This is a genomic window from Brachybacterium huguangmaarense (assembly GCF_025725725.1).
Lineage (GTDB): Bacteria > Actinomycetota > Actinomycetes > Actinomycetales > Dermabacteraceae > Brachybacterium > Brachybacterium huguangmaarense.
The window spans coordinates 2,139,541-2,163,120 of sequence record NZ_CP107020.1 but is presented as its reverse complement, the minus strand read 5'-3'; the positions used below and the strand labels follow the sequence as shown (position 1 = coordinate 2,163,120).

The following is a 23,580-nucleotide window of genomic DNA, read 5'->3' as shown; positions in this document are numbered from 1 at the left end:
CGCCCGCGGGCCCGTACAGTGATGCCCATGTCCAGCGCCTATGCCGATGATCTCCGCCTGGCCCACGTCCTCGCCGACGCGGTCGACCAGCTCACCATGTCGCGCTTCAAGGCGCAGGACCTGCGCGTCGAGACCAAGCCCGACCTGACCGAGGTGACCGACGCGGATCGCGCCGCCGAGCAGCTGGTCCGTGCGCAGCTCGCCCGCGCCCGCTCGCGCGACCAGGTGATCGGCGAGGAGTTCGGCTCGACGGGGCACTCCCCGCGGCAGTGGGTGATCGACCCCATCGACGGGACGGCGAACTTCGTGCGCGGCGTGCCCGTGTGGGCCACCCTGATCGGGCTCATCGAGGACGGCGAGGTGGTCGTCGGGCTCGTCTCCGCACCGGCCCTGTCCCGCCGCTGGTGGGCCGGCCAGGGCTCGGGCGCCTGGACCGGGTCGCGGCTCTCCTCGGCCACGCAGATCCACGTCTCGGACGTGGCCGAGCTCGACCACGCCTTCCTGTCCTATTCCTCGCTGCACGCCTGGGCCGAGACCGACCGCCTGCCGCAGATGCTCAACTTCATGCAGCGCTGCTGGCGCACGCGCGCCTTCGGGGACTTCTGGTCGTACATGCTCGTCGCGGAGGGAGCGGTCGACATGGCCACCGAGCCCGAGCTGAACCTCCACGACATGGTGGCCCTCGCGCCGATCGTCACCGAGGCCGGCGGGCGTTTCACCTCCCTCGACGGCGAGAACGGGCCCTTCGGCGGCAACGCGATGGCCTCCAACTCGCTCCTGCACGAGGAGGCGCTCGCCGCGCTCGCCCCGCGCGAGCGCTGAGCAGCCCCTGCGCGGGCCCTGAGCAGCCCCGCGCCCAGGCCCGCGAGCGCCGAGCACCCCGTCGCGGACGAACCGCCCGGGCATCGCCCCGGCGCCGCCGCTAGACTCGGGCCGTTCCCCTCGGGATCGGCGCGCCCGTGCGCGCCGCGTCCCGTGCACCGATCCGAAAGGGCTGCACTCCATGACCGTCAAGCGCGTCGCTCTGCTCACCGCCGGTGGCTACGCCCCCTGCCTGTCCTCCGCCGTGGGCGGCCTGGTCGAGCGCTACACGGCGCTGGTGCCGGACGTCGAGATCATCGCCTACCGCCATGGCTACTGGGGGCTGCTGTCGGGCGAGAAGATCGTCGTCGACGACGTGGTCCGGGAGAAGGCGCATCTGCTGCACGACTTCGGCGGCTCGCCGATCGGCAACTCGCGCGTCAAGCTCACCAACACGGCCGACCTCGTCAAGCGCGGCCTGATCCAGGAGGGCGAGGACGCCCTCGAGGTGGCAGCCGACAAGCTCAAGGAGGACGGCGTCGACGTGCTCCACACGATCGGCGGCGACGACACCAACACCACCGCGGCCGACCTCGCCCAGTACCTCCACGACAACGGCTACGAGCTGCAGGTCGTGGGCCTGCCCAAGACGATCGACAACGACATCGTGCCGATCCGCCAGTCGCTCGGCGCCATGACCGCGGCCGAGCAGACCTCGATCTTCGCCCAGAACGTGATCGCCGAGCACGGCTCGAACCCGCGCATGCTGATCGTGCACGAGATCATGGGTCGTGCGTGCGGCTACCTCACCGCGCAGGCCGCCGAGTACTACCAGCAGTGGCACGACCGCCAGGAGTGGCTGCCCGAGATCGGGCTGTCGGGCGAGAAGTGGGACGTGCACGCGGTGTTCCTGCCCGAGATGGCGCTCGACATCGACGCCGAGGCCGAGCGCCTGAAGTCGATCATGGACACCCATGACTGCGTCAACATCTTCCTGTCCGAGGGCGCCGGCATCCCGGAGATCGTGGCCGAGATGCAGTCCCGCGGCGAGGAGCCGGAGATGGACCCGTTCGGGCACGTCAAGCTCGACACCATCAACCCCGGCCAGTGGTTCGCCAAGCAGTTCGCCGAGAAGCTCGGCGCCGAGAAGGTCATGGTGCAGAAGTCGGGCTACTTCGCCCGCTCGGCCAAGGCCAACCAGGCGGATCTGCGGCTCATCCAGTCGATGACGGACCTGGCCGTGCAGGTCGCCCTCGAGGGCGGCACCGGCGTGATCGGGCACGACGAGGAGCGCGGCGACGTGCTGCGCGCCGTGGAGTTCGACCGGATCGCCGGCCACAAGGCCTTCGACATCTCCCAGCCGTGGTTCCAGAAGGTCATGGAGCGCGTGGGCCAGAAGATCGAGCCCGCCGCCCAGCACTGAGCGCCGCAGGGCCCGTCATGTGGAGGCGCCGGCTCCACGTCCTCGCGAGGCGAGGCGTGGGCCGGCGCCTTCGCGCGTCACAGGGCGTCGAGAGCCCTGCGCTGGGTCCCGGCGCGGCCGGGTGGCGCGAGGACCGTTCGGCCCTGGACCGCACGCGCCGCCCGCGCCAAGGAGTGCTCGGTGACTGCTGGGTGGTGGCCGCGCTGCTGGCCGTGCACGAGGCCGACCCCGCCGCGGGCCGGCACCTGCTGGCTCCCGGCCCCGGAGACACCTGGGCCGTGACCCTGTACGAGCGCCGACGCCCGGTGCGGGTGCTCGTGGACCGCACGATGCCCGTCACGGCGCAGGGCCGGTGGGCCTACGCTCGCGAGGCCGGTGCCGCGCCCGGGTGGGTGGGGATCGTGGAGAAGGCGGCCGCGCTGCACGTGGCGGGCTCGTACCGCGTTCTCGCCCGGGGCTTCGGCCGGTCCGGACTGGCCGTGCTGACGGGCCTCCCGGTGCGCACCCACCTGCGCCTGCCCCCGGCGTCGTCGATCGACGAGTGGCTGCGGGCCGGGCACGCGATCGTCGCCTCGACCCATCCCGCGAGCCCGCTCGTGCGCACCGAGCACGGCCCGCTCCCCCGGGACCACGTGATGGCCGTCGTCGGTGCGGATCCCGTGACGGGGCACGTGCGTCTGAGGAACCCGTGGCGGCCCGAGGACGTGCTGACCGTGGACGCGCGCACCTTCCGCCGCGGGTTTCTCTCGCTCGACCGGACCGTCGCGACCGTGCGGCGCTGAGCCTCGGCTCGCGGGGCCGGACGGGTCACTCCCGGTGGTGATGCTGGTGGTGCTCCTCGTCGCGGAACGCGTCGAGCCAGGCGTCGGCTATCAGGCGGTGCCCGGCGACCGTGGGATGGATGCCGTCGGGGGCCAGGGTCTGCGGCGTGTGGCCGTCCGCGAGGGCGTCGTGCATGGTCTTCTCGGCGTCGACGAGCGTCGCCCCGAACTCGTGCGCGAGGGAGCGCAGACGATGGACCTTGGGATCGAGGTCCGCGTGGAAGGCCGCCCGCTCGGCATCGACGTCGGTCACGAAGGGTACGACGAGCAGCACCGGGGCGGCGGGACGGGTGGCCGAGAGCTGGTCGAGCAGGAAGCGGTAGTCGGCCTCGAAGTCGTCGTCGTCCGTCGGGTCGTCCTGGTCGAAGCGCCGCCAGGTGTCGTTGACACCGACGGCGATGGTCACGACGTCGGGGTCGAGGTCCAGGCAGTCGGCCGTGAAGCGCGCGGCGAGGTCACGCACCCGGTCGCCGCCGCGGCCGCGGTTGACGACGCGGGAGGCGGGCTCGTGCGCGGCGACGTGCTCGGCGATGAGGCGCACGTAGCCGAAGCCGAGGTCCTCGGGGTCCTCCTCACGGCGACCGGCGGTGACGGAGTCGCCGATGAACAGGAAGGTGCGGGATCGGGGGGCGTGCTCGCTCATGCGGGAATTGTGCCATCGGGTGAGCATAGGCGAAGGCCCCCGACCAGTTTCCTGATCGAGGGCCTTCATCTCGTAGCGGGGGCAGGATTTGAACCTACGACCTCCGGGTTATGAGCCCGGCGAGCTACCGAACTGCTCCACCCCGCGGCGACTTCTCCACAGTAGGCCCACGTCGCCCCCGATGTCCAATCGGGGGCGACGTGAACTGCGTTACGCGCGGTCTGACCTGCGACGTCGGCGCCCGCGAACCTCACGGCACCGCTCGCGCACCGTGTGCGGCGTCAGTTCCCTCCCCCGTCGCTGGCCTGCCCGGCGCCGCTCCCGGTGAGCTCCTGGTTGGCGGCCACGGCGCGGTCCAGGGCGTCGCCGAGGCGGGTCTGGGCATCTCCGTACTTGGTCCAGTCCCCGGCCTGCATCGCCGCCGCGGCGTCGTCCTCGGCGGTCCGCATGTCAGCCAGCGCCTGGTCCAGGCGGGTCTGGGCGTCCCCGGCGTCCTGCGACGGTGCGCCCTGGTCCTCATCCGTCGTCGTCTCGCCCGTGGACGTGTCCTTGGCGCCCGCCTGTCCCTCGGCGCTCACGCCGGCGTCACCGGCGTTGGCGCCGGAGTCTCCGCCGAAGACCTCGTCGAGGGCCTGGTCGAGCGTGGGCGCGAAGCCGATCTTCTCGCCGAAGGAGACCAGGACCATCTGCAGCAGCGGGTACTGGGTGCCGCCGCCGGCCGTCGAGGACTGCAGGTAGACCGGCTGCACGTACAGCAGGCCGCCGCCGATCGGCAGGGTGAGCAGGTTGCCGTTGATGACCTCCGAGTTGCCGGACTTCAGCAGGTTCAGCGCCTGCGAGACCGCCGGGTCGGAGTTGAACGTGGCCTGCACCTGACCGGGCCCGTTGACCGGGTTGGAGGCGGGCAGCGTCAGCAGCGTGAGCTTGCCGTAGGAGTCCGCCGGCTTGCCCGCCGCGTCGCCGGTCTCGGAGTCGACCGCGAGGAAGCCCGAGAGCACCTGCTGGCCCTCCGCCGGCACATAGCTCGAGGACATCGTGAAGCGCGGCGAGTCCTCGTCGGGCATCTGGAGCGTCAGGTAGTGCGGGGGCTGCGCCTCGCGCTGCTGGGTGGTGCCGTCCGCCGCGGTCGTCGCCCCCTTGGTCGGATCCGGCGGGATCTGCCAGAAGTCCTGCTGCCCGTAGAACTCGTTGGCGCTCGTCACGTGGTAGCGCGCGAGCACGGTGCGCTGGGTCTTGAACAGGTCCTCGGGGTAGCGCAGATGCTGCATGAGGTCCCCGCTGACGGTGTCGATGCTCTTCATCTCACCGGGGAACACCTGCTGCCACGCCTTCAGGATCGGGTCGTCGGTGTCCCACGCGTACAGGGTGACCGAGCCGTCGTAGGCGTCGACCGTGGCCTTGACGCCGTTGCGCAGATAGTTGGCCTCGGAGCTGCGCAGCGAGCTGGTCTCGGAGGGGTCCGTCTGGGAGTCGCGGATCGTGTCGTCCAGCCCGATGCTCTGGGAGTACGGGTACTGCGTGGTGGTGGTGTAGCCGTCGACCACCCACACCAGGCGGCCGTCGACCACCGCGGGGTACATGCCCGAGTCGAGCGACAGGAACGGCGCGACCGCGTGCACACGCTGCTCGGGGTTGCGGTCGTACAGCACCTGCGAGTCGCTGTTGACGTACGAGGAGATCACGACGTTGGGGTCGCGGAACTTGATCGCGTACAGCAGGCGCACGAACCAGTTGCTGAGCGACGGGCCGCCGTCACCGGCGAAGGTGTTGGATATCTGGGTGCCGGCGGTCGTGTCGCCCGTGCCCGCCTGATAGTCGAACTCCTGCGGGTCGGAGCCCTTGGGCGCGCCGACGATCGAGTAGTCCGGCGAGTGCTTGCCGAAGTAGACACGCTCCTCGAACTTCCCGAGCGCTCCCTGGCCGGGCACCCCGGACTCGAGGAAGTCGGGCTCGCCGTCGGCGCTGCGATGGTTGCCGTAGGCCGCTGCGACGCCGAAACCGTGGGTGTAGGTGATGTGCTGGTTGACCCAGGACTGCTCCGACAGGTCGAGCTTGTCGGGCCGCAGCTCGCGCACGCCGATCACGGTGTCCTGCAGGCCGCCGTCGATCTTGTACCGGTCGACGGACAGCACGTCGTCGAAGCCCCAGTAGCGACGGTTCGCCTCGCGCTGGCCGAAGGTCGGCGAGACGACCGACGGGTCGAGCAGACGGATCTGCGCGGCCGTGTCCGCATCCGTGCGCAGCGCGCCCGGCGTGGCGTCGGTCGCGGCCTCGTAGCCGATCTCGTTGACGTCGTCGAGGCCGTAGGCGGTGCGGGTGGCGTCGATGTTGTGCTGGATGTACTGCTGCTCGAGGGAGCGCTCGTTCGGGGTGACCTGGAAGCGCTGGATGAGCCACGGATAGGCGGTGCCGACCGCGAGGGTCGCGAGGATCATGAGGCCCGCCCCGATCGCGGGGATCCGCCAGTCGCCGCGGAAGATCCAGAGCACGAACAGGGCCGCGACGATGACCGCCGCGATCGCCAGGATCGTCTTGGCGGGCAGGATCGCGTGCACGTCGGTGTACGAGGCGCCGTCGAAGCGCGAGTGGCTCCCGGTGAGCAGGCCGTAGCGCTCGAACCAGTGGGAGACGCCGAGCAGCAGCACGTACAGCGCCGCGAGCACGCCCAGGTGGCGGCGGGCGGCGCGGGTCACGCCGAGCCCTTCGGACTGGTCCCACGAGACGCCGCCGTAGACGAAGTGGCCGATGATCGCGCCGATCAGGGCGACCAGGCACACGAAGCGCGCGAAGGCGAGCGCGAGGTCGATCATCGGGAGCGTGAACACGTAGAACGAGACGTCGTTGCCGAAGATCGGGTCGGCGGTCCCGAAGCTCTGCGGATGCATGAACAGCAGCGCCTCCTGCCAGGACCGCGAGGCGGCGAGGCCGCCGAAGAGGCCGACGACGATGGGGGCGATGATCGTGACGCCGCGGCGCAGCGGGTCCACCGCGCTGCGGAACTGCTCGAGCGCCTCCTGCTCGCGCGTGACCGGCGGGTAGACGGGCCGGCGCGTGTAGGCGATGCGCAGGCTCACGTACAGCGGGATGGCGAAGGCGATCGCGCCGATGAGGAAGAGGACGCCCTGCGCGATCCAGGAGGTCATGAGCACCCGGTCGTAGCCGAGCTGGTCGAACCACAGGAACCGGGTCACGAGCTCGGACATGAGCAGCAGGACCACGAGCAGCGCGCCGATCACGACCGCTGTGATCACCGCGGGAGAGAGACGGCGACGCCGCCCTCCCGTCGCGGGGCGCCGCGGAGCGGGCTGAGGTGCGTCACCGATGGGGATGGAGAAGCTCACGGGGATCCTTGCGCTGCCGGGGCGGACCGGACCCTGGGCCGACGTCGTCGCCGACCCGAGGAGCGTGCCCGTCGGGCACGACCGGTCCGGGTACAGTGATGCCGCCGCATCCGCGCCGGCTCCTCCATTGTGACAGGACACACCCATGGCCGAGAACTCAGCTTCCGCCCCGGGCGACGCGCTCGACGCCCCCACCGCCGCCCTGGCCGCCGCGGTCCTCGAGGTCGCCCGCCACGTCGGCGATGCCCCGCTGGCCGCCCCGCGGTGGTTCGCCCTCGTCGACACGGGGGCGCTGATCCGCAGCCAGCCCTCCTTCGGTGCGCTCCTGGACGACGCCTCGCGGGAGGCGGCCGAGGCCGATCCGCACCACCTGACGCCGATCGAGATCGATGACGTGCCCGCCGTGCACGATCCGCTGCACGCCCTCGCCGAGGTCGTGTGGCCGGACATCGCCGTCGGCGGTGTCGTGGCGTGCGATCTGGACGCCGTCCGCGTCACCGAGGGCTCGTCGGAGCAGGCCCGTGAGCGGCTCGGCGACGGCGCCGTGCGCGCGGTCGTCGCCGCCCGGACGGACAGGGACGCCGGCACCTGGTGCGCCGTGCGCGGTCGCGGCCGCCGTGACTACGCGCTCGGCAGTCATCTGGTGCCCGACCTCGCCGACGCCCTCGCCGAGAGCCTCGGCGAGGGCGAGAGCACCCTCCGGTAGCCGAGCCCCGGCCTGCTCAGAAGGGGGCGCCGGCGTCCGCGAGGGCGGGATCGCGCTCCGGATCGACCAGCCCCGCTCCCCCGTCCTCGCCCCCGGCGGCCGTCCCGACGAGCGAGCCCGTCGTCGTCGAGATGATCTCGCCGGTGTTCTCGTCGATGTCCGGCTCGTCCCGGCGGCGCGGGCTGCGCGTGTACTCCGAGGCGCCGAAGGTGAGATCGTGCCCGATCGCCTCGGCGTTGATGACGAGGGAGTGCCCGGGCTTGCCGTCCTCGCGCTCCCACTCGTTCGTCGACAGCCGGCCCGTCACGATGAGCGGATCTCCCTTGTGCACGCACGCCCCGACGTGGCGGGCGAGGGCACGGCGCGCGTACACGGTGATGAACTCCGTCTTGCGGTCGGTGAAGTCCTTGGAGCCCTGGTCGTAGTAGCGGGAGGTGACAGCGAGCCGGATGATCGCCGTCACCCCGCCGTCAGGGTACTCATGGATCGTGATGTCCTTGGCGACGTTGCCCATCGCCGTCGTCCGCAGTTCGCGCATGGCCGTTCCCTTTCGTCCGTGCCGCGGCGCCCTCGCGCGCCGCGGCCTCGCCCGGACCACCCGGGCCTCCGGTCCGCACCGGATGCACCCACCCTGGCGGCGCGCGGCGCGACGGCACAGGGCGCGCGGCGCGATGGGGACGAGTGCGACGTGGGGAGGGACGGCGCGGAAAGGGCCGTCGTCGTCCCGGTCGGGGTTCGGGGGCTCGCGGCCTCCCGTCGGGTCCGGACATGCGCGACGGCCGGCCCCGTGGAGGGACCGGCCGTCGACGGCAGGATTCAGGCGCGGCGCGCGCGCCGAGGCGACACGGGCTCAGGCGCCCGGGGTCACCAGGCCCTGCGTGTTGGTGCGAGCGTTCTCGAAGCGCTCCGCCACGTTCTTCCAGTTCACGATGTTCCAGATCGCCTTGACGTAGTCCGCCTTGACGTTCTGGTAGTCGAGGTAGAAGGCGTGCTCCCACATGTCCAGCTGGAACAGCGGCACGGTCGCGACCGGGATGCCGTTCTGCTGGTCGTAGAACTGCTCGATGACGAGGTTCTTGGCGATCGAGTCGAAGGCGAGGATCGCCCAGCCGGAGCCCTGGATACCCAGCGCGGCGGCGGAGAACTGATCGCGGAACTTGTCGAACGAGCCGAACTGGTCGTCGATCGCGGCGGCGAGCTCGCCCTCGGGCTTGTCGCCGCCCTCGGGCGAGAGGTTCGTCCAGAAGATCGAGTGGTTCACGTGGCCGCCGAGGTTGAACGCGAGGTCCTTCGACAGCTGGTTGATGGTGCCGAAGTCCCCGGACTCGCGGGCGGCGGCGAGCTTCTCGAGCGCGGTGTTGGCGCCCTTGACGTACGTCGCGTGGTGCTTGTCGTGGTGGAGCTCCATGATCTTGCCGGAGATCGCAGGCTCGAGAGCGCTGTAGTCGTAGGGGAGATCGGGGAGCGTGTACTCGGTGTTACCCGCCATGTCATCCATCCTTTTCTGTTGACTCTTCCAGGGCCGGATCGACGGGCCCCGGGCCTTGTCCATCCTGCCACGATCACCCGGGGATGTCTCGGGGGGACCGTCCAGGTGGTCGTCGGGCGACCCCGGAGCCGTTGGTCACCGCGCCGGACCCAGCTGCGGCGGACCCGAGCGCACCGCTGCCCCGCGGCTTCGGCTACGCCGAGGGAGGAACCGTGCCGCCGTTCGTCAGGGGTCTCGCCCACAATGTCCTCATGCCCCGCCGCGACGAGACCTCGACCGCGCGGGCAGCCGCGCCCTCGTCGCCGGGCGCGCACTCGGAGCGCCCTGCGGCGGAGCTGTTCTCCCGCGCCACGGCCACCTGGTTCGCCGAGGCGTTCGGCGAGCCCACCCCGGCCCAGGACGGAGCCTGGCGCTCCGTCGCGGCCGGGGACGACACCCTCGTCGTCGCCCCCACCGGGTCCGGCAAGACCCTCGCCGCCTTCCTGAGCGCGATCGATCGCCTGCAGTTCGCCCAGGGCCCTGCCGCCGAGCCGGAGCGGCGCGGCACCCGGGTGCTCTACGTGTCCCCGCTCAAAGCCCTCGGCGTCGACGTCGAGCGGAACCTGACCTCCCCGCTCGTGGGCACGCTCCGGGCCGCCGAGCGGCTCGGGTTGGACCACCGCCCGGTGAGCGTCGGCGTCCGCACGGGCGACACGCCGCCCGCCGAGCGCCGCCGGCTCGCGACCCACCCGCCGGACATCCTCATCACGACCCCCGAGTCGCTGTTCCTGCTGCTGTCCTCGGCGGCGCGCGAGACCCTCGCGACCGTCGACACGGTGATCATCGACGAGATCCACGCGGTCGCCGGCACCAAGCGCGGCGTGCACCTGGCGCTCTCGCTCGCCCGTCTCGACGCGCTCACCGAGCGGTCCGCTCAGCGGATCGGGCTGTCGGCCACGGTCGAGCCCGTCGAGGAGGTCGCCGCGTTCCTCACCGGCAGCGGGCGCGGGCGCGGCCTCGGCGTCGTGCGGCCGCCGTCGGCCAAGCGGTGGGACGTGCGCGTGACGCTGCCCGTCGCCGACCTCGCGACGATCGAGCCGCCGCCCGACGCGGTCGACGAGGACGACGTGTCGGGCACCATCTGGCCCCACGTCGAGCGCGCCGTGTACGCCGAGGTGGTCGCCCACCGCTCGACGATCGTGTTCACCAACTCCCGACGCCAGGCCGAGCGTCTCACCGGCAAGCTCAACCGTCTGCATGCCCGCCGTCTCGCCGCGACCGACCCCGACCTGCCCGAGAGCGCGGACCCGGAGGCGGAGGAGATCGCCCGCGCGCACCACGGCTCGATGTCCAAGGAGCACCGGGCGAGCATCGAGGAGGAGCTCAAGGCGGGGCGGCTGCGCTGCGTGGTCGCGACCTCCTCGCTCGAGCTGGGGATCGACATGGGGGCGGTCGATCTGGTGATCCAGGTCGAGTCCCCCTTCTCGGTGTCCTCCGCGCTGCAGCGGATCGGCCGCGCCGGGCACGATGTCGGCGCCGTCTCCCGCGGCGTGGTCCACCCGCTGCACGCCGCGGACGTCGTCCGAGCCGCCGTGACCGTGCGCGAGTCCCTCGCGGGGCGCATCGAGCCGCTCGCCGTGCCCCGCAACGCCCTGGACGTGCTGGCCCAGCACACCGTGTCGGCCGCGGCCATGGACGACCTCGACGTCGAGCAGTGGTTCGACCTGGTGCGCTCGGCCGCGCCGTACGCGGCGCTCCCCCGGTCCGCCTTCGACCAGACGATCGACCTGCTCGCGGGCCGCTACCCGTCGACCGCCTTCAGCGAGCTGCGCCCGCGCCTGGTCCACGACCGCGAGGCGGGGACCCTCGTGGGGCGTCCCGGGGCCCAGCGCCTCGCGGTCACGAGCGGCGGCACGATCCCCGACCGGGGCCTGTTCCCGGTCTTCATCGTGGCGGGCGACGAGGACACCCAGGCCCGTCGGGTGGGAGAGCTCGACGAGGAGATGGTCTACGAGTCGCGGCGCGGCGACGTGATCACGCTCGGGACCTCGAGCTGGCGGATCGAGGAGATCACGCACGACCGGGTGACGGTCTCCCCCGCCTTCGGGCTGGCCGGGCGGATCCCGTTCTGGCACGGCGACGGCGTGGGCCGCCCGCCCGTGCTGGGGCGCGCCCTCGCGGCGTTCCAGGCCGAGGTCGCCCAGCTCGACCAGGAGTCCGCGCACCGTGAGCTCGCGGCCCTCGGGCTCGACGAGAACGCCGCGGGCGCGGTCGTCTCCTATCTGCGCGAGCAGGAGGAGGCGCTCGGCGTCGTGCCGGGCCCCGACCATCTGGTGATCGAGCGGTTCCTCGACGAGCTCGGCGACTGGCGGGTCGTGCTGCACTGCGCGCTCGGACAGCGCATCACCGGTCCGTGGGCGCTCGCGGTCGGCGCGCGGGTCGAGGAGCGCTACGGGCTGGACGGTCAGGTGATGGCGGCCGACGACGGGATCGTGCTGCGCATCCCCCATGGTGAGGAGCCGCCCTCGGCCGAGCTGTTCGTGTTCTCCCCCGAGGAGATCGACGACGAGGTGCGCCGGCTCGTCGGCTCCTCCGCCCTGTTCGCCTCGCGCTTCCGCGAGTGCGCGGCGCGGGCCCTCCTGCTGCCCCGCCGCGACCCGGGCTCGCGTGCCCCGCTGTGGCAGCAGCGCCAGCGTTCCGCGAGCCTGCTCGACGTCGCCCGCCCCTATCCGCAGTTCCCGATCATGCTCGAGGCGGCGCGCGAGTGCCTCCAGGACGTCTACGACCTGCCCGCGCTCGTCGATCTCATGCGCCAGGTCTCCGCCCGTCGCGTCCAGGTGCGGGAGGTCGAGACCACCGCGCCCTCGCCCTTCGCCCGCTCCCTGCTGTTCGGGTACATCTCGCAGTTCATCTACGACGCGGACGCGCCGCTGGCCGAACGGCGCACCGCCGCCCTCGCGCTCGATCAGACCCTGCTCGCGGAGCTGCTGGGCTCGGTCAGCCTGCGCGAGCTGCTCGATGCCGACGTCATCGCCCAGGTCGCCGAGCGTCTGGCGGGGCTCACCCCCGAGCGGGCCCTGCGAGGACCGGAGGACCTCGCCGACGCGCTGCGCCGCCTGGGTCCGCTGACCGCCGCCGAGCGCGCCGAGCGGGCCGCGGACGGGGTCGACATCGAGGCGGCCGCGACCGTGCTGCTCGATCAGCGCCGCGCCGTCGAGCTGCGGATCGCCGGGACCGGGCATCTGGCCGCGGTCGAGGACGCGGGGCTGCTCCGGGACGCCCTCGGGGTGGCCCTACCGCCCGGCCTCGCCGGCGCGAACCTCGAGCCCGTCGCCCGGCCCGTCGAGCAGCTGCTGTCGCGGTGGGCGCGGGCCCGGGGTCCCTTCACGCTCGAGGAGGCGACGGGCGCCTTCGGTCTCGCACCCGGCGTGGCCCGCGCGGCGCTCGAGGCGCTGACCGCCGACCGGGCGCTGTCGCACGGAGAGTTCACGCCCGGCCGCGAGGGTGGCGAATGGGTGGACACCGAGGTGCTGCGGCGCATCCGGCGGGCGAGCCTCGCGGCCTCGCGCCGGGAGATCGAGCCGGTGGCCCACGACGTCTACGCCCGGTTCCTGGGCACCTGGCAGCACCTCGCCTTGCGCCGCGACGATGGGCACGGGCGCGACCGGGCCGCCTGGCGCGGCGGCGACGGCGTGCTCTCCGTGATCGACCAGCTCACGGGCATCGGGCTGCCCCTGTCGGCGTGGGAGAGCCAGGTGCTGCCCGCGCGGCTCCCGGACTACGCGCCCGGCACGTTGGACGCCCTCTTCGCCGCGGGGGACGTCACCTGGACGGGTCACGGCCGCCTCGGCGCCGCCGATGGCTGGGTGCGCCTGCACCTGACCGACGCCCTGCCCCTCGGGCTCGACGCGGCCGCCGTGGAGGACGCTGCGGCGGCGGTCGGGGAGGACACCGTGGCCGGGCGCGTGCTCGCGCTCCTGCGCCGATCCCCCGGCGCGCTGCGCCACGGCGAGATCCTGCGTGCCCTCGCCGACGCGGGCGAGGCGGTGGACCCGCCGCGCCTGACCGAGGCGCTGTGGGACCTCGCGTTCTCCTCGCTCCTCACCAACGACTCCTTCCAGTCGCTGCGCGCCCATGCGCTCGGGCCCGCACCGCAGCGCGCCTCGCGGTCGACGGGCCGCTCCCGCCCGCTCACGCGGCGCGGAGCGGCCCGCCTCTCGGCCGCGATGATGCGCGCGGGGACGACCTCCGTCGCCGAGCTGCCGGCGGGGCCCGCCGGGACTGGGCGTTGGTCGGCGGTGCGGGTCGACCCGGTCGAGCCGGCTGCGCGCTCCGCCGCGGTCGCGACCCTGCTGCTGGACCGGCACGGCGTGGTCACGCGAGGGGCGATGAGCGTCGAGGACGTGCCGGGGTCGTTCGCGGCCGTCTACCGCGTGCTCTCCGCCCTCGAGGAGGGCGGGCAGTGCCGTCGCGGGTACTTCGTCGACGGTCTCGGCGCCTCCCAGTTCGCGCCGAGCGAGGCCGTGGATCTGCTGCGCGACCGCCAGCGGGAGTCGGAGACGGGGATCGTCGAGTCGCGCAGCACGGTGCTCGCCGCGACCGACCCGGCGAACCCCTACGGCGCGGCCCTGCCCTGGCCGCCGCTGCCCCTCGAGCCGCTCGAGGGCACGACCGTCCGGCCCGCGCGTCGGGCCGGGGCCCTCGTCGTGCTGCGGGACGGGCACGTCGCCGCGTTCGTCGACAAGGGCGGCAAGTCGCTGCTGTGGTGGGCCGACGCCGACCGGACGCCGGCGGTGGCGCGCACCCTCGTCGAGGCCGTGACCACGGACGCCGTGGTCGAGCTGCTGTCCATCGAACGGATCGACGGACGATCGATCGGCGACGGGGAGGTCGCGCACATCGTCGACGCGCTCGGCGAGGCCGGCTGCTACCGCTCCCCGCGATCGATCCGCGCGCGGGCGGGAGGTCGCTGATGCCCGAGGGCGATTCGGTGTACCGGCAGTGCCGTCGCCTCGACGCGGCGCTCGCGGGCGGTCGGCTCGACGTGGCCGATCTGCGCGTGCCGCGGCTGGCCACGCGCGACCTCGTGGGCTGGACGGTCTCCGAGGTCCGCCCGCGCGGCAAGCATCTGCTGATCCGTCTGTCCACGTCAGATGCGCGGGAGGCCCTGACGCTCCACAGCCACCTCAAGATGGAGGGGCGCTGGCAGATCGACACGTGGGACGAGGGCACGGCCGCCCCGCGCTGGCGCGATCCCGCGCATCAGGCGCGCATCGTGCTCGAGGCGCGGCGGCCGGACGGGCGCCGTGCACGGGCGATCGCCTTCGAGGTGCAGGACGTCGAGCTCGTCCGCACCGCGGAGGAGGACTCCCTGGTGGGGCATCTGGGGCCGGACCTGCTGTGCCCGGACTGGTCCGAGACCGACCGCGACGAGGCCGTGCGACGCCTGGCGGCCGCGCCCGAGCGGACGCTCGGCGCGGCGCTCCTGGATCAGCGCAACCTCGCGGGGATCGGCAACATCTACCGCAGCGAGGTCTGCTTCCTGCGGCGCCTGCATCCCGCCGCACCCGTCTCGGCCTGCACGGACCTGCCCGGCCTCGTCGATCTGGCGCATCGCCTCCTCCTGGTCAACCGCGACCGTTCCGTGCGCGTCACGACGGGCGGCATGATGGGACCGCGCGCGGACCTGTGGGTGTACGGCCGCGCCCGCGAGCCCTGTCGGCGCTGCCGCACCCGGATCGTGCGAGAGGAGCTCGGCGACCCGCGCGCTCCCGAGCAGCAGACCCGCTCGATCTACGTCTGCCCGCGCTGCCAGGCGATGACCGACCGCTAGAATCGCCGACGCGTCCCGCCGCACACCAGGCAGGATGCTCGCCCCCATAGCTCAATGGATAGAGCAACGGCCTTCTAATCCGTAGGTTGCAGGTTCGAGTCCTGCTGGGGGCGCCCGGCCGGGCGCGCCTCCATGGCGAGCGCCGCCACAGGCCGCGCCGACGAGGGCGCGGCCGGGCGACGCCCGCCCCGGTGGACCGCTCGGCCCACCGGGCCTTGGGCCTGCGTCACGCGGCGACGGCGGTGGTCTCCAGCTCGACGCGCACATCGGGCTCGAACAGGTGGTCCACCCCGATGAGCGAGGCGGGAGGCATCGGCATCGGCAGACCCACCTCCTCGGCGACGCGCTCGACTCCCGCCATGAACTCCTCGATCTGGTCGGGCGACCACTGGGTGACGAAGAACGTCAGCCGCACGGCATCCGCGAAGGACGCATCTGCTCCGGCGAGCGCACGAGCGGTGTTGCGCAGGACCTGCTCCACTTGAGTACCGAGCGCCTCACCTCCCACCGGCCGGCCGCCGGTGTCACGGGCGATCTGGCCGCTGATGTGGATGTGGCGAGGGCCCGTGGCGACCGCCACATGCTCGTAGGGCGTCTCGGGCTGCAGACCTGCGGGACTGAAACGGTGGACGGACATGAACCTCTCCTTCTCTGTCGAGAACTAGAGATACCATTGATACCTAGTACCCTCAGGACACTTCAAGGAGACCTGGTTTCGTGCCCGATACCGCCCACAACCCCAGCCCTGGAGCAGTGGACGCCCTGCGCATCGACGCCCCTCATCGCGAGCTGCTCGACCAGGTCCTGGACAAGTGGACGCTGAGCATCTTGAACGAGCTGTGCGAGCGACCGTGCCGGTTCAACGACCTTCGCCGCGCGATCCCCCAGGTCACGCAGAAGTCGTTGACCGCCACGCTGCGCCGGCTCGAGCGCAACGGCGTCGTCGAACGCGTGGTCATCAGCACGCGTCCCCTCGCGGTGGAGTACCGGATCACACTGCTCGGCAAGACGCTGCGCCCGCCTGTGGACACCCTTCTGGCGTGGGCGGATGAGCACCTCCCCGCCATCGAACGCGCACGTGCAGCGTTCGATGACGCCGCCGACGCCACGATCTGAGCACCGCTGGGAAGCGCGCCTCCGGCCGAGCGGTCCGCCCCGTCAGCCCTCCGGCCTCCGCTCAGTCCGTGTAGTCCCAATCGCTGTAGTCAGGCTCGGCGGGATTCTCCGAGACGCCCTCCATCGCGCCGCGGAACGTGATGGTCTCGTCGTCCATCCGGAATCCTGCTCCGGTCGCCACGTTCGAGCAGTCCACCTGATCGCCGTCGCTCGTGCAGAGGTAGTCGCCAGCTCGCAACGCTGTGCCGGAGGGCAGGTTCGCCAGCTCATTGGGAACTTGTGGGTCGGTCACGTAGGGGACCCAGGTGGAGGAGCCGTCGGTCTCGTCCCACCAGCTCTGGTCCGAGGGCGAGCTCGCCTCGGAGAGCCCATCCGAGTCGCAGCCGAGGGAGACCTTCTCCTCGAGCACCGCGCTGTTCTGGAGCTCCCCGTCCGGAGGGCCGTCCGGGTACCCCGTGCCGCACGATGCGTCCGGATCGCTGTAGACGGCATGTCGGGTGGTGCACTGCGCGCCTCCCGGGCTGAGAACGCAGTGGACGGCGGGATTCGAGGGGAGAGTGAACTCGGCCCGCTCCACCTGCTCGGCGAGGGGCTGTGCCGTCACCTCGACCGACGCGGAGCCTCCGTTCTCGAGGGAGGCGGGGATTCCCATGCTCAGCTGCATCGCCGCAGGGCCGAGCGACGTGATGATTCCGATCGCCGCGCTGGCCGTCTGGGTCACGCTCATGCCAAGAGATGTCGCGAGGGGCACGATGCACGAGGTGAGGATCGTACCGATCGTCTTGCCGAGGGTGTATGCGTCGACGGCTGGGTTCTGAGCGACGATGTCCGCGACGCATCGCCCGTGCTCGTAGAGCTTCTCGGCAGTGACGCTCACGTTCTTCGCCAGCTTGCCTATCACCACTTCGGCCAGTGCACCCGTCACGATGACAAAGGTCGAGAGTCCAGCATCCATCGAGCCCTGAATGGTCGCGCTTCCACTGGTCAGCGCAAGCTCCACGGGAAGGTATGAGCCGGGCGTGAGGGGCGCGCTGTCGAGCCCCGTCTTCTTCGGGCCGGTCACCAGGCCGATGAAGAGCGCGGCCTTGACATCGTCGACAGAGACGATGGTCGGAGGTACCAGGCGTGGCACGCTGAGCGGTCCCATACCGTCGACGGCGTTGTAGCGCCAGACGTAGGGGCTCCCGTTGTAGATCCGCAGCTGAGCCTCCCCGTCCACCTCCACCACGCAGGGGAACACGAAGGAGGACGATGTGGAGGCGGAATACACCACTCCGTGCACGGTCGCCGACTTTCCGTAGCAATCAGGCGGGTCTGTAAGCGCGTAGCCCTTCATCAGCAGGCCCGACCAGATGGAGTCGGAGCGGAAGAAGCCGAAGGTGCTGAAGTGGTCCAGCTCCACAGAGGCGCCCGACCCCTCATGGGCGACCGGGATCCCCTCCCACTCCTCTCCCCCGGAGGGCTTGGTGAGGAAGGCGAGCGGGGACGCCGAAGGATCCACCTCGTCGGTGTACTCGATCGTGACGGGAACCTGCGGCTGCGACCCATCGTCGAGCGAGATGTCATAGACGCCTCCGACGACCTCGATGTCGGCCTCGCCCAGTTCGGAGGGTGCGCTGATCTCGCGGACTCGCACCGTCGCGCCCTCGGACGCGACGCCGCCGGGAGCGGACACGGTCACCGGGCCGACATCGAGGGAGAAGCCACTCGAGGTCACGCTCGCCGTCGCATCCGACGAAGCGTCTGGCGAGGTGGCCGAGGCACTTCCCGTCGTCGAGCTCTGCGAGCCCGGTGCCGTCAGGGCTGGCCCATGGCAGGCCACGAGGACCAGCCCGAGCAGAAACGCCAGGGCCACCCGTGCCGAGGCGAGCTTCCTGGTCGCCTCGCTGCCGATGGCTCCACGGGTCATGGCGGCTCCTCAGTGCTCACCGGCCCCGGCGTGCTCTCGTTCCGTCCGGAAGAGGCAGGGGCCGCAACGGACAGACTCCGTCGGCCCGAAGCCTAGCGTGCCTGGCGCCCCTCGGCCGTGCATGCGTGATTCCCGGTCGTTCCCGAACACCGGGAGGCGATCGCCCGCGCACATCACGTGGTCGGAGAGGACGTCGGCCCGACACCCCAGACATCCGGGATACCTGTCGCCGGGAGTGCCCGCGTACGCTCGCCCCATCGAGGCCCCGATGACCGCGCCCCACATCGGTCCCGATGCGCGGGCGACCAGAACGCACGCATGCGTCGTGCATCGGCTGTGGCGACAGCGCTGCCCCAGCGGTACCTCGATCCCGCGGCGCCGGTCTTCACGTGCGAGGCCGAGCTCCGCGCCGACCGGGACATCCCGGTCCGGGCACCGCGGGACACCGAGACGGGCGCCTCCTGGCGAGTGCTGGTCGAGGAGTGGGAGTCCTTCCCCGGCGACCCCGCCGACGGGGCGCCCGACGCCTCCGGGGCCGCTCCGGAGCGCCAGTCCCGGCTGGTCTACGCCGACCAGATGTACCTGTGAGGCCCGAGTCCTCACCCCACCCGGTACTGCGCGACCACCACCCCGTTCTCGGCTGCGCTCGCCGTGAGCAGCTCGAGGTCGACCGGGACCCCGCCGTCGGGAAAGAGCCGCCGACCCGATCCGAGCACGATCGGGTGGACGAACAGCAGGACCTCGTCCAGCAGGCGGTGACGCAGCAGGGTCTGCACGAGCTCGCCGCTGCCCATGATGCACAGATCGGGGCCGCCGGAGGCCTTGAGGGCAGCGATCTGTCCGGCAACATCTCCGCTGATGAGGGTGGAGTTCGGCCACGGCAGCGCGGTGGTCCTCGATCGGCTCACGACGTGCTTCTGCGCGCCGTTGAGCCCGTCCTTGAAGGGGCCGCCTGCGGCGTTCCAGTGGCCGAGCATGTCGGCGTAGCTGCGGTGTCCGAGCAGGAGGCGCATGCCCCCGGCCCGCCTCACCCGGTCCTGCAGCGCCGCACCCACCTCCTCGGTCGAGCGGGGCACCGCCCATCCGCCGCGGGTGAAGCCGCCGCGGGTGTCCTCGTCGACTCGTCCCGGGCCCTGCATGACGCCGTCGAGCGTCACGTGGTTGGCGACGTAGATCCTGCTCATGGCCGGCCTCCTCGGCGCGACCGAGACGATGCCGATCGGCGCGTCGTGCACACTGGCGTCAGCATAGGACCTGCCTGAGCGCCCAGCCGGGCACCTGGTCCGCACGGCGGGGCTCGCAGAGAAGACCTAAGATCCCGGTCGTGGATCAACTCCCCTCACATGAGCCGGACGCCGCCCCTGCTCCCGCCGCCCAGGGGCCTTTCCCCTCGCCGGGCACCGATCGCGAGTGGTGGCGCCATGCCGTCGTCTACCAGATCTACCCCCGTAGCTTCGCCGATTCCGACGGCGACGGGATCGGCGATCTGCCCGGGATCCTCTCGCGCGTGCCCTACCTCGCCGACCTCGGCGTCGACGCCGTGTGGCTGAGCCCCTTCTACCCGTCGGCGCTGGCCGACGGCGGGTACGACGTCGACGACCATCGGAACGTCGATCCGCGCCTGGGCACCCTCGACGACGTGGACGCCCTCGTCGCGGCGCTGGGCGAGCACGGCATCCGCCTGGTCATCGACATCGTGCCCAACCACAGTTCGAACCGGCACGTCTGGTTCCAGGAGGCGCTCGCGTCACCGCCGGGGTCGGCCGCTCGCGATCGGTACATCTTCCGCGACGGGAAGGGCGTCGACGGCGCGGAGCCCCCGGCCGACTGGGCATCGGGCTTCGGCGGTCTGATGTGGGAGCGCGTCCCGGACGGGCAGTGGTACCTGCACTGTCATGCCGCGGAGCAGCCGGATCTGAACTGGGACAATCCGGAGGTGCACGACGATTTCGTGTCCACCTTGCGCTTCTGGGCCGATCGCGGGGTCGCCGGCTTTCGCATCGATGTCGCGCATCTGCTCGCCAAGGATCTGAGCGACCCGCTGCCGAGCGACGCGGAGATGGCCCGGATGCCGCCGGGCGTGCATCCGCTCATCGACCGCGACGAGGTCCACGAGATCTACGCCCGATGGCGCACCGTCTTCGACGAGTACGACCCGCCTCTCACCGCGGTCGGCGAGGCATGGGTCGAGCCGGAGCGCAGATCCCGCTACGCGAGCCGGACAGGGCTGGGGCAGGCGTTCAACTTCGACCTCCTCACCGCGAACTGGAGCGCCCCCGAGTTCCGAGAGGTCATCGATCGCAATCTCCGGCAGGCCGCCGAGACCGGCAGCAGCTCGACGTGGGTCCTGTCCAATCACGACGTGGTCCGTCACGCAACCCGCTACGGGCTGCCCCAGGGGACGCCCGGGTGCTCACAGGAGGGCAAGGAGTGGCTGCGCACACACGGCGCATCGCCCGTCCTCGACCGTGAGCTCGGAGTGCGCCGCGCTCGCGCCGCCACCCTCCTGCTCCTCGCTCTGCCCGGTTCGACCTATCTCTATCAAGGCGAGGAGCTCGGCCTGCACGAGGTGCCCGACCTGCCTGAGGACGCGCGGCAGGATCCGACCTACCTGCGCACAGGAGGAGCCGACCCCGGTCGCGACGGCTGCCGGGTGCCTCTGCCCTGGACCGCCTCCGGTCCTGCCTTCGGCTTCAGCGACGGAGGGGCGCACCTCCCGCAGCCCTCGTGGTTCGGCGCGTCCTCCGTCGAATCACAGGAAGGCGATGACGATTCGACGCTCGCGCTGTACCGGCGCGCCCTCTCCACACGCCGGAATGTGCGCGCGGGCGAGGACCTGCGATGGCGAGCTGCACGGGACGAGGTGCTGCACATCGAACGCGCGGGAGGGTGGCACTGCCTCACCACCTTCGAGGCGACGGCCGAGCTCCCGCCGGGCCGGGTTCTGCTGAGCAGCGCGCCGCTCGCGCACGAGGAGCGCATGGTCCCGCCGAACACGACGGTCTGGACGCTCGAGCGCCCATGAGCCCATGGGGCGGGCGGGGTCGGCACGGGGTGCTCGTGAGCGACCCCGCCCCGGCGGCCCGTCTCACCCGACCGGCGCCTCCGCCCGCTCCCGCGCCACGAGGCTCTCGGCGGCGGCGATCACGGCGGTTCGCGCCTCGTGCGGCTCCCATCCCAGCACCCGACGGGCCTGCTCGTTCGAGGTGCGCCGGGAGTAGCCGAGGTCCGGCGCGACCGAGCGCGGCTCGGGCGAGAACAGCGCGCCGAGGCGCACCGCGACGCTCGGGATCCTGCGTGTCGGCACCCGGCGGGCCCTCTCGCCCAGGTGGGCGCGGATGACGGCGGCGATCTCGCGCATCGACAGCGCCGGTCCGTCGGAGAGCAGGAAGCGCGTGCCCGCCGCCTCGGGCGTCTCGGTCGCGAGCACGTGCGCGCGGGCCACGTCACGCACGTCGACGACCGGGATGCGCACGTCGGGCAGGCCGGGCATCTCGCCGCGCAGCATCCTCTGCACGATGCGGTTGGCGCCGGACGCCTCGGCGCCCATGAGCGGCCCCATCACCGCGACGGGGAGCATCGTCACGAGCTCCATCCCGCCGCCCTCGGATCCCACGAACTCCCAGGCGGCGCGCTCGGCGAGGGTCTTGGCCTTCGCGTAGGCGTCGACGCCGGGACCGTCGAGCACGGTCCAATCGTGCTCGGTGAAGACGTGGTCGTCGTGGGCATGCCCCCAGCCGACGGCGTGGAACGCCGAGGTGAGCACGACGCGGCGCACGCCGGCGTCGCGCGCGGCCCGCAGCACGCGGAGGGTGCCCTCGCGCGCCGGGACGATCACCTCGGCCTCGTCCTCGACGTGGCCGGGCAGGACGGGCGAGGCGACATGGGCGACGGTGTCGACACCCTCCATGGCCTGCGCCCACCCGGCGTCGTCGGTGAGGTCGGCCTCGACGAGCTCGAGCGCGTCGAGGTTCGTCGCGCCGGCGTCCTCGAGGGTCGCCCGCACCACCGGCTCGCGTCGCAGGGAGCGCACGGTCGCCCGCACGGGCACGCCCCGCTCGAGGAGCTGGAGGAGGAGATGGCCCGCGATGAAGCCGGAGCCGCCGGTGACGAGAACACGCTGCTGAGTCATGGCACCCATGCTCGGCGCGGGCGCGCACGACAGCCAGCTCCCCCGTGCTCCTGGGAGTGCCAGGACCAGTCACCCCCAGGCCGCCACGGGCTACCGTTGCCGCACTCTCCCCGCGCTTGACCGCGGGCGCGAACCGCTTGCGCGATCTCTTCCTGAACCCGGCCGAGCAGGCGCTCTTCCCCGACTGGGAGCTCGCCACCCAGGGGCTCGTCGCCGGGTTCCGCGAGTCCGTGGGCAGCGACATCGACGCGCCGCGGGCCATCGAGCTGGTCGGCGAGCTGTCCCTGGCCAGCCCCCGCTTCCGGGAGCTGTGGGCGCGGCACGACATCATGCCCCGCCGCGGCGCGCTCATGCGCTTCGAGCATCCGCAGGTGGGCCGTCTCGTGCTGCACCGCGAGAAGCTCCTCATCACGGACACCGACGGCATGATGCTCGTGATCTACCACCCGGACGCCGGCAGCGCCGATGCCGAGAAGCTCGGCCTGCTCGCCTCGGCGACGCTGCCCGTGCGGCCCGCGTCGGAGGCCCGACGGCCAACTCGCCCGGAGCCCCCGGCTCCCTGATCGCGCCGGCCGCCGGGTGCGCTCTCTGGTGTCGGCGCTCGCGGCTCAGTTGTCGAGCGCGTCGCGCTCCGGCTCGACCTCGGCCCGGCTGCGGGGGCGCAGGAGCGCCGGCTGCAGAGCGGTCGCCTCGCCGCGCCGGTACAGCGTGGGCCGGGGCCCTCCCGAGCGCGAGGCCTCGCCGGTCGCGCCGTCGGGCACGACGAAGCCGTCGGTCGCGAGCACCTTGCGGGTGAAGTTCGCGCGCTCGGGCATGACGCCCCACACGGCGCCGTACACGGCACGCAGCTCCGCGATCGTGAACGGCTCGGCGACGAAGCGCGCGGCGAGCGTCGTGTACTCGAGCTTGGCGCGCACCCGCTCGAGGGCGTCGCGCAGGATCTCCTCGTGGTCGAACGCGAGGGTCGGCGCGTCGGGGTCCGACAGCAGGTCGTCGACGCTCCACCAGCGGGTCGAGGCGGCGTCGGAGCCGGCGGTGGCGTCGGGCAGGTTCGGGGCGAAGGCGAGATGGGCGACCGAGACGACGCGCATGCGCGGGTCGCGGTCGGGCGCGGAGTAGGTCGCGAGCTGCTCGAGGTGGAAGTCCTCGGCGTCCACGCCCGTCTCCTCGGCGAGCTCGCGCAGCGCGGCGGTATGGGTGTCCTCGTCGATCTCGACGAATCCGCCCGGGATGGCCCACGACCCGGCGTAGGGATCCTTCTTGCGCTCGACGAGCAGCACCCGCAGGGCCCCGTCGCGGATCGTCATGATCACGATGTCGGTGGTCACCGCGAACGGCGGGTAGCTCGAGGCCTCGTAGCCCTCGGGCGCGCTCTTGCCTGCCATGG

The 23,580-nt window shown here is 72.2% G+C and carries 19 protein-coding genes and 2 tRNA genes; 11 read left to right on the top strand and 10 right to left on the bottom strand.

All coding sequences use genetic code 11. The features are described 5' to 3' along the window. The first annotated feature begins 27 nt into the window (after positions 1 to 27). The 3 genes from hisN to BRM3_RS09860 all read left to right on the top strand — a co-directional run bounded on the left by hisN (position 28) and on the right by BRM3_RS09860 (position 3,006). Complete coding sequence (gene hisN / locus BRM3_RS09870) at positions 28 to 822, top strand: histidinol-phosphatase (RefSeq protein ID WP_263593154.1); 795 nt, start codon at positions 28 to 30, stop codon at positions 820 to 822. A 181-nt stretch (positions 823 to 1,003) separates the two neighbouring features. After that, positions 1,004 to 2,224 (top strand): pyrophosphate--fructose-6-phosphate 1-phosphotransferase, encoded by a 1,221-nt coding sequence (locus BRM3_RS09865; protein ID WP_263593153.1) that lies wholly within the window; start codon positions 1,004 to 1,006, stop codon positions 2,222 to 2,224. Between the two features lie 56 nt (positions 2,225 to 2,280). Then, a complete protein-coding gene (locus tag BRM3_RS09860; protein ID WP_263593152.1) occupies positions 2,281 to 3,006 on the top strand; it encodes a C2 family cysteine protease in 726 nt (241 codons plus the stop codon). A 25-nt stretch (positions 3,007 to 3,031) separates the two neighbouring features. Here the strand turns inward: BRM3_RS09860 and BRM3_RS09855 are convergent, their stop codons facing one another. The 3 genes from BRM3_RS09855 to BRM3_RS09845 all read right to left on the bottom strand — a co-directional run bounded on the left by BRM3_RS09855 (position 3,032) and on the right by BRM3_RS09845 (position 6,939). Then, positions 3,032 to 3,688, bottom strand: a complete 657-nt coding sequence (locus BRM3_RS09855; protein WP_263593151.1) for an SGNH/GDSL hydrolase family protein — start codon at positions 3,686 to 3,688, stop codon at positions 3,032 to 3,034. A gap of 73 nt (positions 3,689 to 3,761) precedes the next feature. After that, a tRNA-Met gene (locus tag BRM3_RS09850) sits at positions 3,762 to 3,835 on the bottom strand. A 134-nt stretch (positions 3,836 to 3,969) separates the two neighbouring features. Then, entirely contained in the window at positions 3,970 to 6,939 is a 2,970-nt protein-coding gene (locus BRM3_RS09845; RefSeq protein WP_263593150.1) for a UPF0182 family membrane protein, read from the bottom strand. A 235-nt stretch (positions 6,940 to 7,174) separates the two neighbouring features. Between BRM3_RS09845 and BRM3_RS09840 the strand changes: the two genes are divergently transcribed. Beyond that, positions 7,175 to 7,735 (top strand): PPA1309 family protein, encoded by a 561-nt coding sequence (locus BRM3_RS09840; RefSeq protein WP_263593149.1) that lies wholly within the window; start codon positions 7,175 to 7,177, stop codon positions 7,733 to 7,735. 16 nt (positions 7,736 to 7,751) lie between these two features. Here the strand turns inward: BRM3_RS09840 and BRM3_RS09835 are convergent, their stop codons facing one another. Together BRM3_RS09835 and BRM3_RS09830 are read right to left on the bottom strand one after the other, a co-directional pair. Next, positions 7,752 to 8,273: a single-stranded DNA-binding protein gene (locus BRM3_RS09835; RefSeq protein WP_263593148.1), complete on the bottom strand. Its 522-nt coding sequence runs from the start codon at positions 8,271 to 8,273 to the stop codon at positions 7,752 to 7,754. Positions 8,274 to 8,585: 312 nt separating this feature from the next. Next, entirely contained in the window at positions 8,586 to 9,224 is a 639-nt protein-coding gene (locus BRM3_RS09830) for a superoxide dismutase (RefSeq protein WP_263593147.1), read from the bottom strand. 251 nt (positions 9,225 to 9,475) lie between these two features. Between BRM3_RS09830 and BRM3_RS09825 the strand changes: the two genes are divergently transcribed. The 3 genes from BRM3_RS09825 (at position 9,476) to BRM3_RS09815 (ending at position 15,149) form a co-directional block, all read left to right on the top strand. Then, a complete protein-coding gene (locus tag BRM3_RS09825) occupies positions 9,476 to 14,176 on the top strand; it encodes an ATP-dependent helicase (protein ID WP_263593146.1) in 4,701 nt (1,566 codons plus the stop codon). Then, on the top strand, positions 14,176 to 15,036 hold the full coding sequence (locus tag BRM3_RS09820) for a DNA-formamidopyrimidine glycosylase family protein (protein WP_263593145.1): 861 nt from the start codon (positions 14,176 to 14,178) through the stop codon (positions 15,034 to 15,036). The genes BRM3_RS09825 and BRM3_RS09820 overlap by 1 nt, the downstream gene beginning before the upstream one ends. Before the next feature lie 40 nt (positions 15,037 to 15,076). Then, positions 15,077 to 15,149: transfer RNA gene (locus tag BRM3_RS09815), tRNA-Arg, on the top strand. 113 nt (positions 15,150 to 15,262) lie between these two features. Here the strand turns inward: BRM3_RS09815 and BRM3_RS09810 are convergent. Continuing rightward, positions 15,263 to 15,673, bottom strand: a complete 411-nt coding sequence (locus BRM3_RS09810; protein WP_263593144.1) for a RidA family protein — start codon at positions 15,671 to 15,673, stop codon at positions 15,263 to 15,265. An 80-nt stretch (positions 15,674 to 15,753) separates the two neighbouring features. Between BRM3_RS09810 and BRM3_RS09805 the strand changes: the two genes are divergently transcribed. Then, positions 15,754 to 16,152 carry a winged helix-turn-helix transcriptional regulator gene (locus BRM3_RS09805; RefSeq protein ID WP_263593143.1) on the top strand — a complete coding sequence of 133 codons (399 nt, stop codon included), beginning with the start codon at positions 15,754 to 15,756 and terminating at the stop codon, positions 16,150 to 16,152. Positions 16,153 to 16,213: 61 nt separating this feature from the next. On the opposite strand, the gene BRM3_RS09800 is transcribed toward BRM3_RS09805, so the two are convergent. Continuing rightward, entirely contained in the window at positions 16,214 to 18,061 is a 1,848-nt protein-coding gene (locus BRM3_RS09800) for a hypothetical protein (protein WP_263593142.1), read from the bottom strand. A 318-nt stretch (positions 18,062 to 18,379) separates the two neighbouring features. On the opposite strand from BRM3_RS09800, the gene BRM3_RS09795 reads away from it, so the two are divergent. Beyond that, complete coding sequence (locus BRM3_RS09795; RefSeq protein WP_263593141.1) at positions 18,380 to 18,649, top strand: hypothetical protein; 270 nt, start codon at positions 18,380 to 18,382, stop codon at positions 18,647 to 18,649. A gap of 11 nt (positions 18,650 to 18,660) precedes the next feature. Here the strand turns inward: BRM3_RS09795 and BRM3_RS09790 are convergent, their stop codons facing one another. Next, complete coding sequence (locus BRM3_RS09790; protein WP_263593140.1) at positions 18,661 to 19,245, bottom strand: dihydrofolate reductase family protein; 585 nt, start codon at positions 19,243 to 19,245, stop codon at positions 18,661 to 18,663. 140 nt (positions 19,246 to 19,385) lie between these two features. Here BRM3_RS09790 and BRM3_RS09785 point away from each other — a divergent pair, with 140 nt between their 5' ends. Continuing rightward, positions 19,386 to 21,086 (top strand): glycoside hydrolase family 13 protein, encoded by a 1,701-nt coding sequence (locus tag BRM3_RS09785; RefSeq protein ID WP_263593139.1) that lies wholly within the window; start codon positions 19,386 to 19,388, stop codon positions 21,084 to 21,086. 63 nt (positions 21,087 to 21,149) lie between these two features. Here the strand turns inward: BRM3_RS09785 and BRM3_RS09780 are convergent, their stop codons facing one another. Continuing rightward, positions 21,150 to 22,193 carry an SDR family oxidoreductase gene (locus BRM3_RS09780; RefSeq protein ID WP_263593138.1) on the bottom strand — a complete coding sequence of 348 codons (1,044 nt, stop codon included), beginning with the start codon at positions 22,191 to 22,193 and terminating at the stop codon, positions 21,150 to 21,152. A 116-nt stretch (positions 22,194 to 22,309) separates the two neighbouring features. Here BRM3_RS09780 and BRM3_RS09775 point away from each other — a divergent pair, with 116 nt between their 5' ends. Further along, positions 22,310 to 22,756 carry an MmyB family transcriptional regulator gene (locus BRM3_RS09775; RefSeq protein ID WP_263593137.1) on the top strand — a complete coding sequence of 149 codons (447 nt, stop codon included), beginning with the start codon at positions 22,310 to 22,312 and terminating at the stop codon, positions 22,754 to 22,756. A 45-nt stretch (positions 22,757 to 22,801) separates the two neighbouring features. On the opposite strand, the gene BRM3_RS09770 is transcribed toward BRM3_RS09775, so the two are convergent. Next, positions 22,802 to 23,578 carry an NUDIX hydrolase gene (locus BRM3_RS09770; protein ID WP_263593136.1) on the bottom strand — a complete coding sequence of 259 codons (777 nt, stop codon included), beginning with the start codon at positions 23,576 to 23,578 and terminating at the stop codon, positions 22,802 to 22,804. Between the last annotated feature and the right edge of the window lie 2 nt (positions 23,579 to 23,580).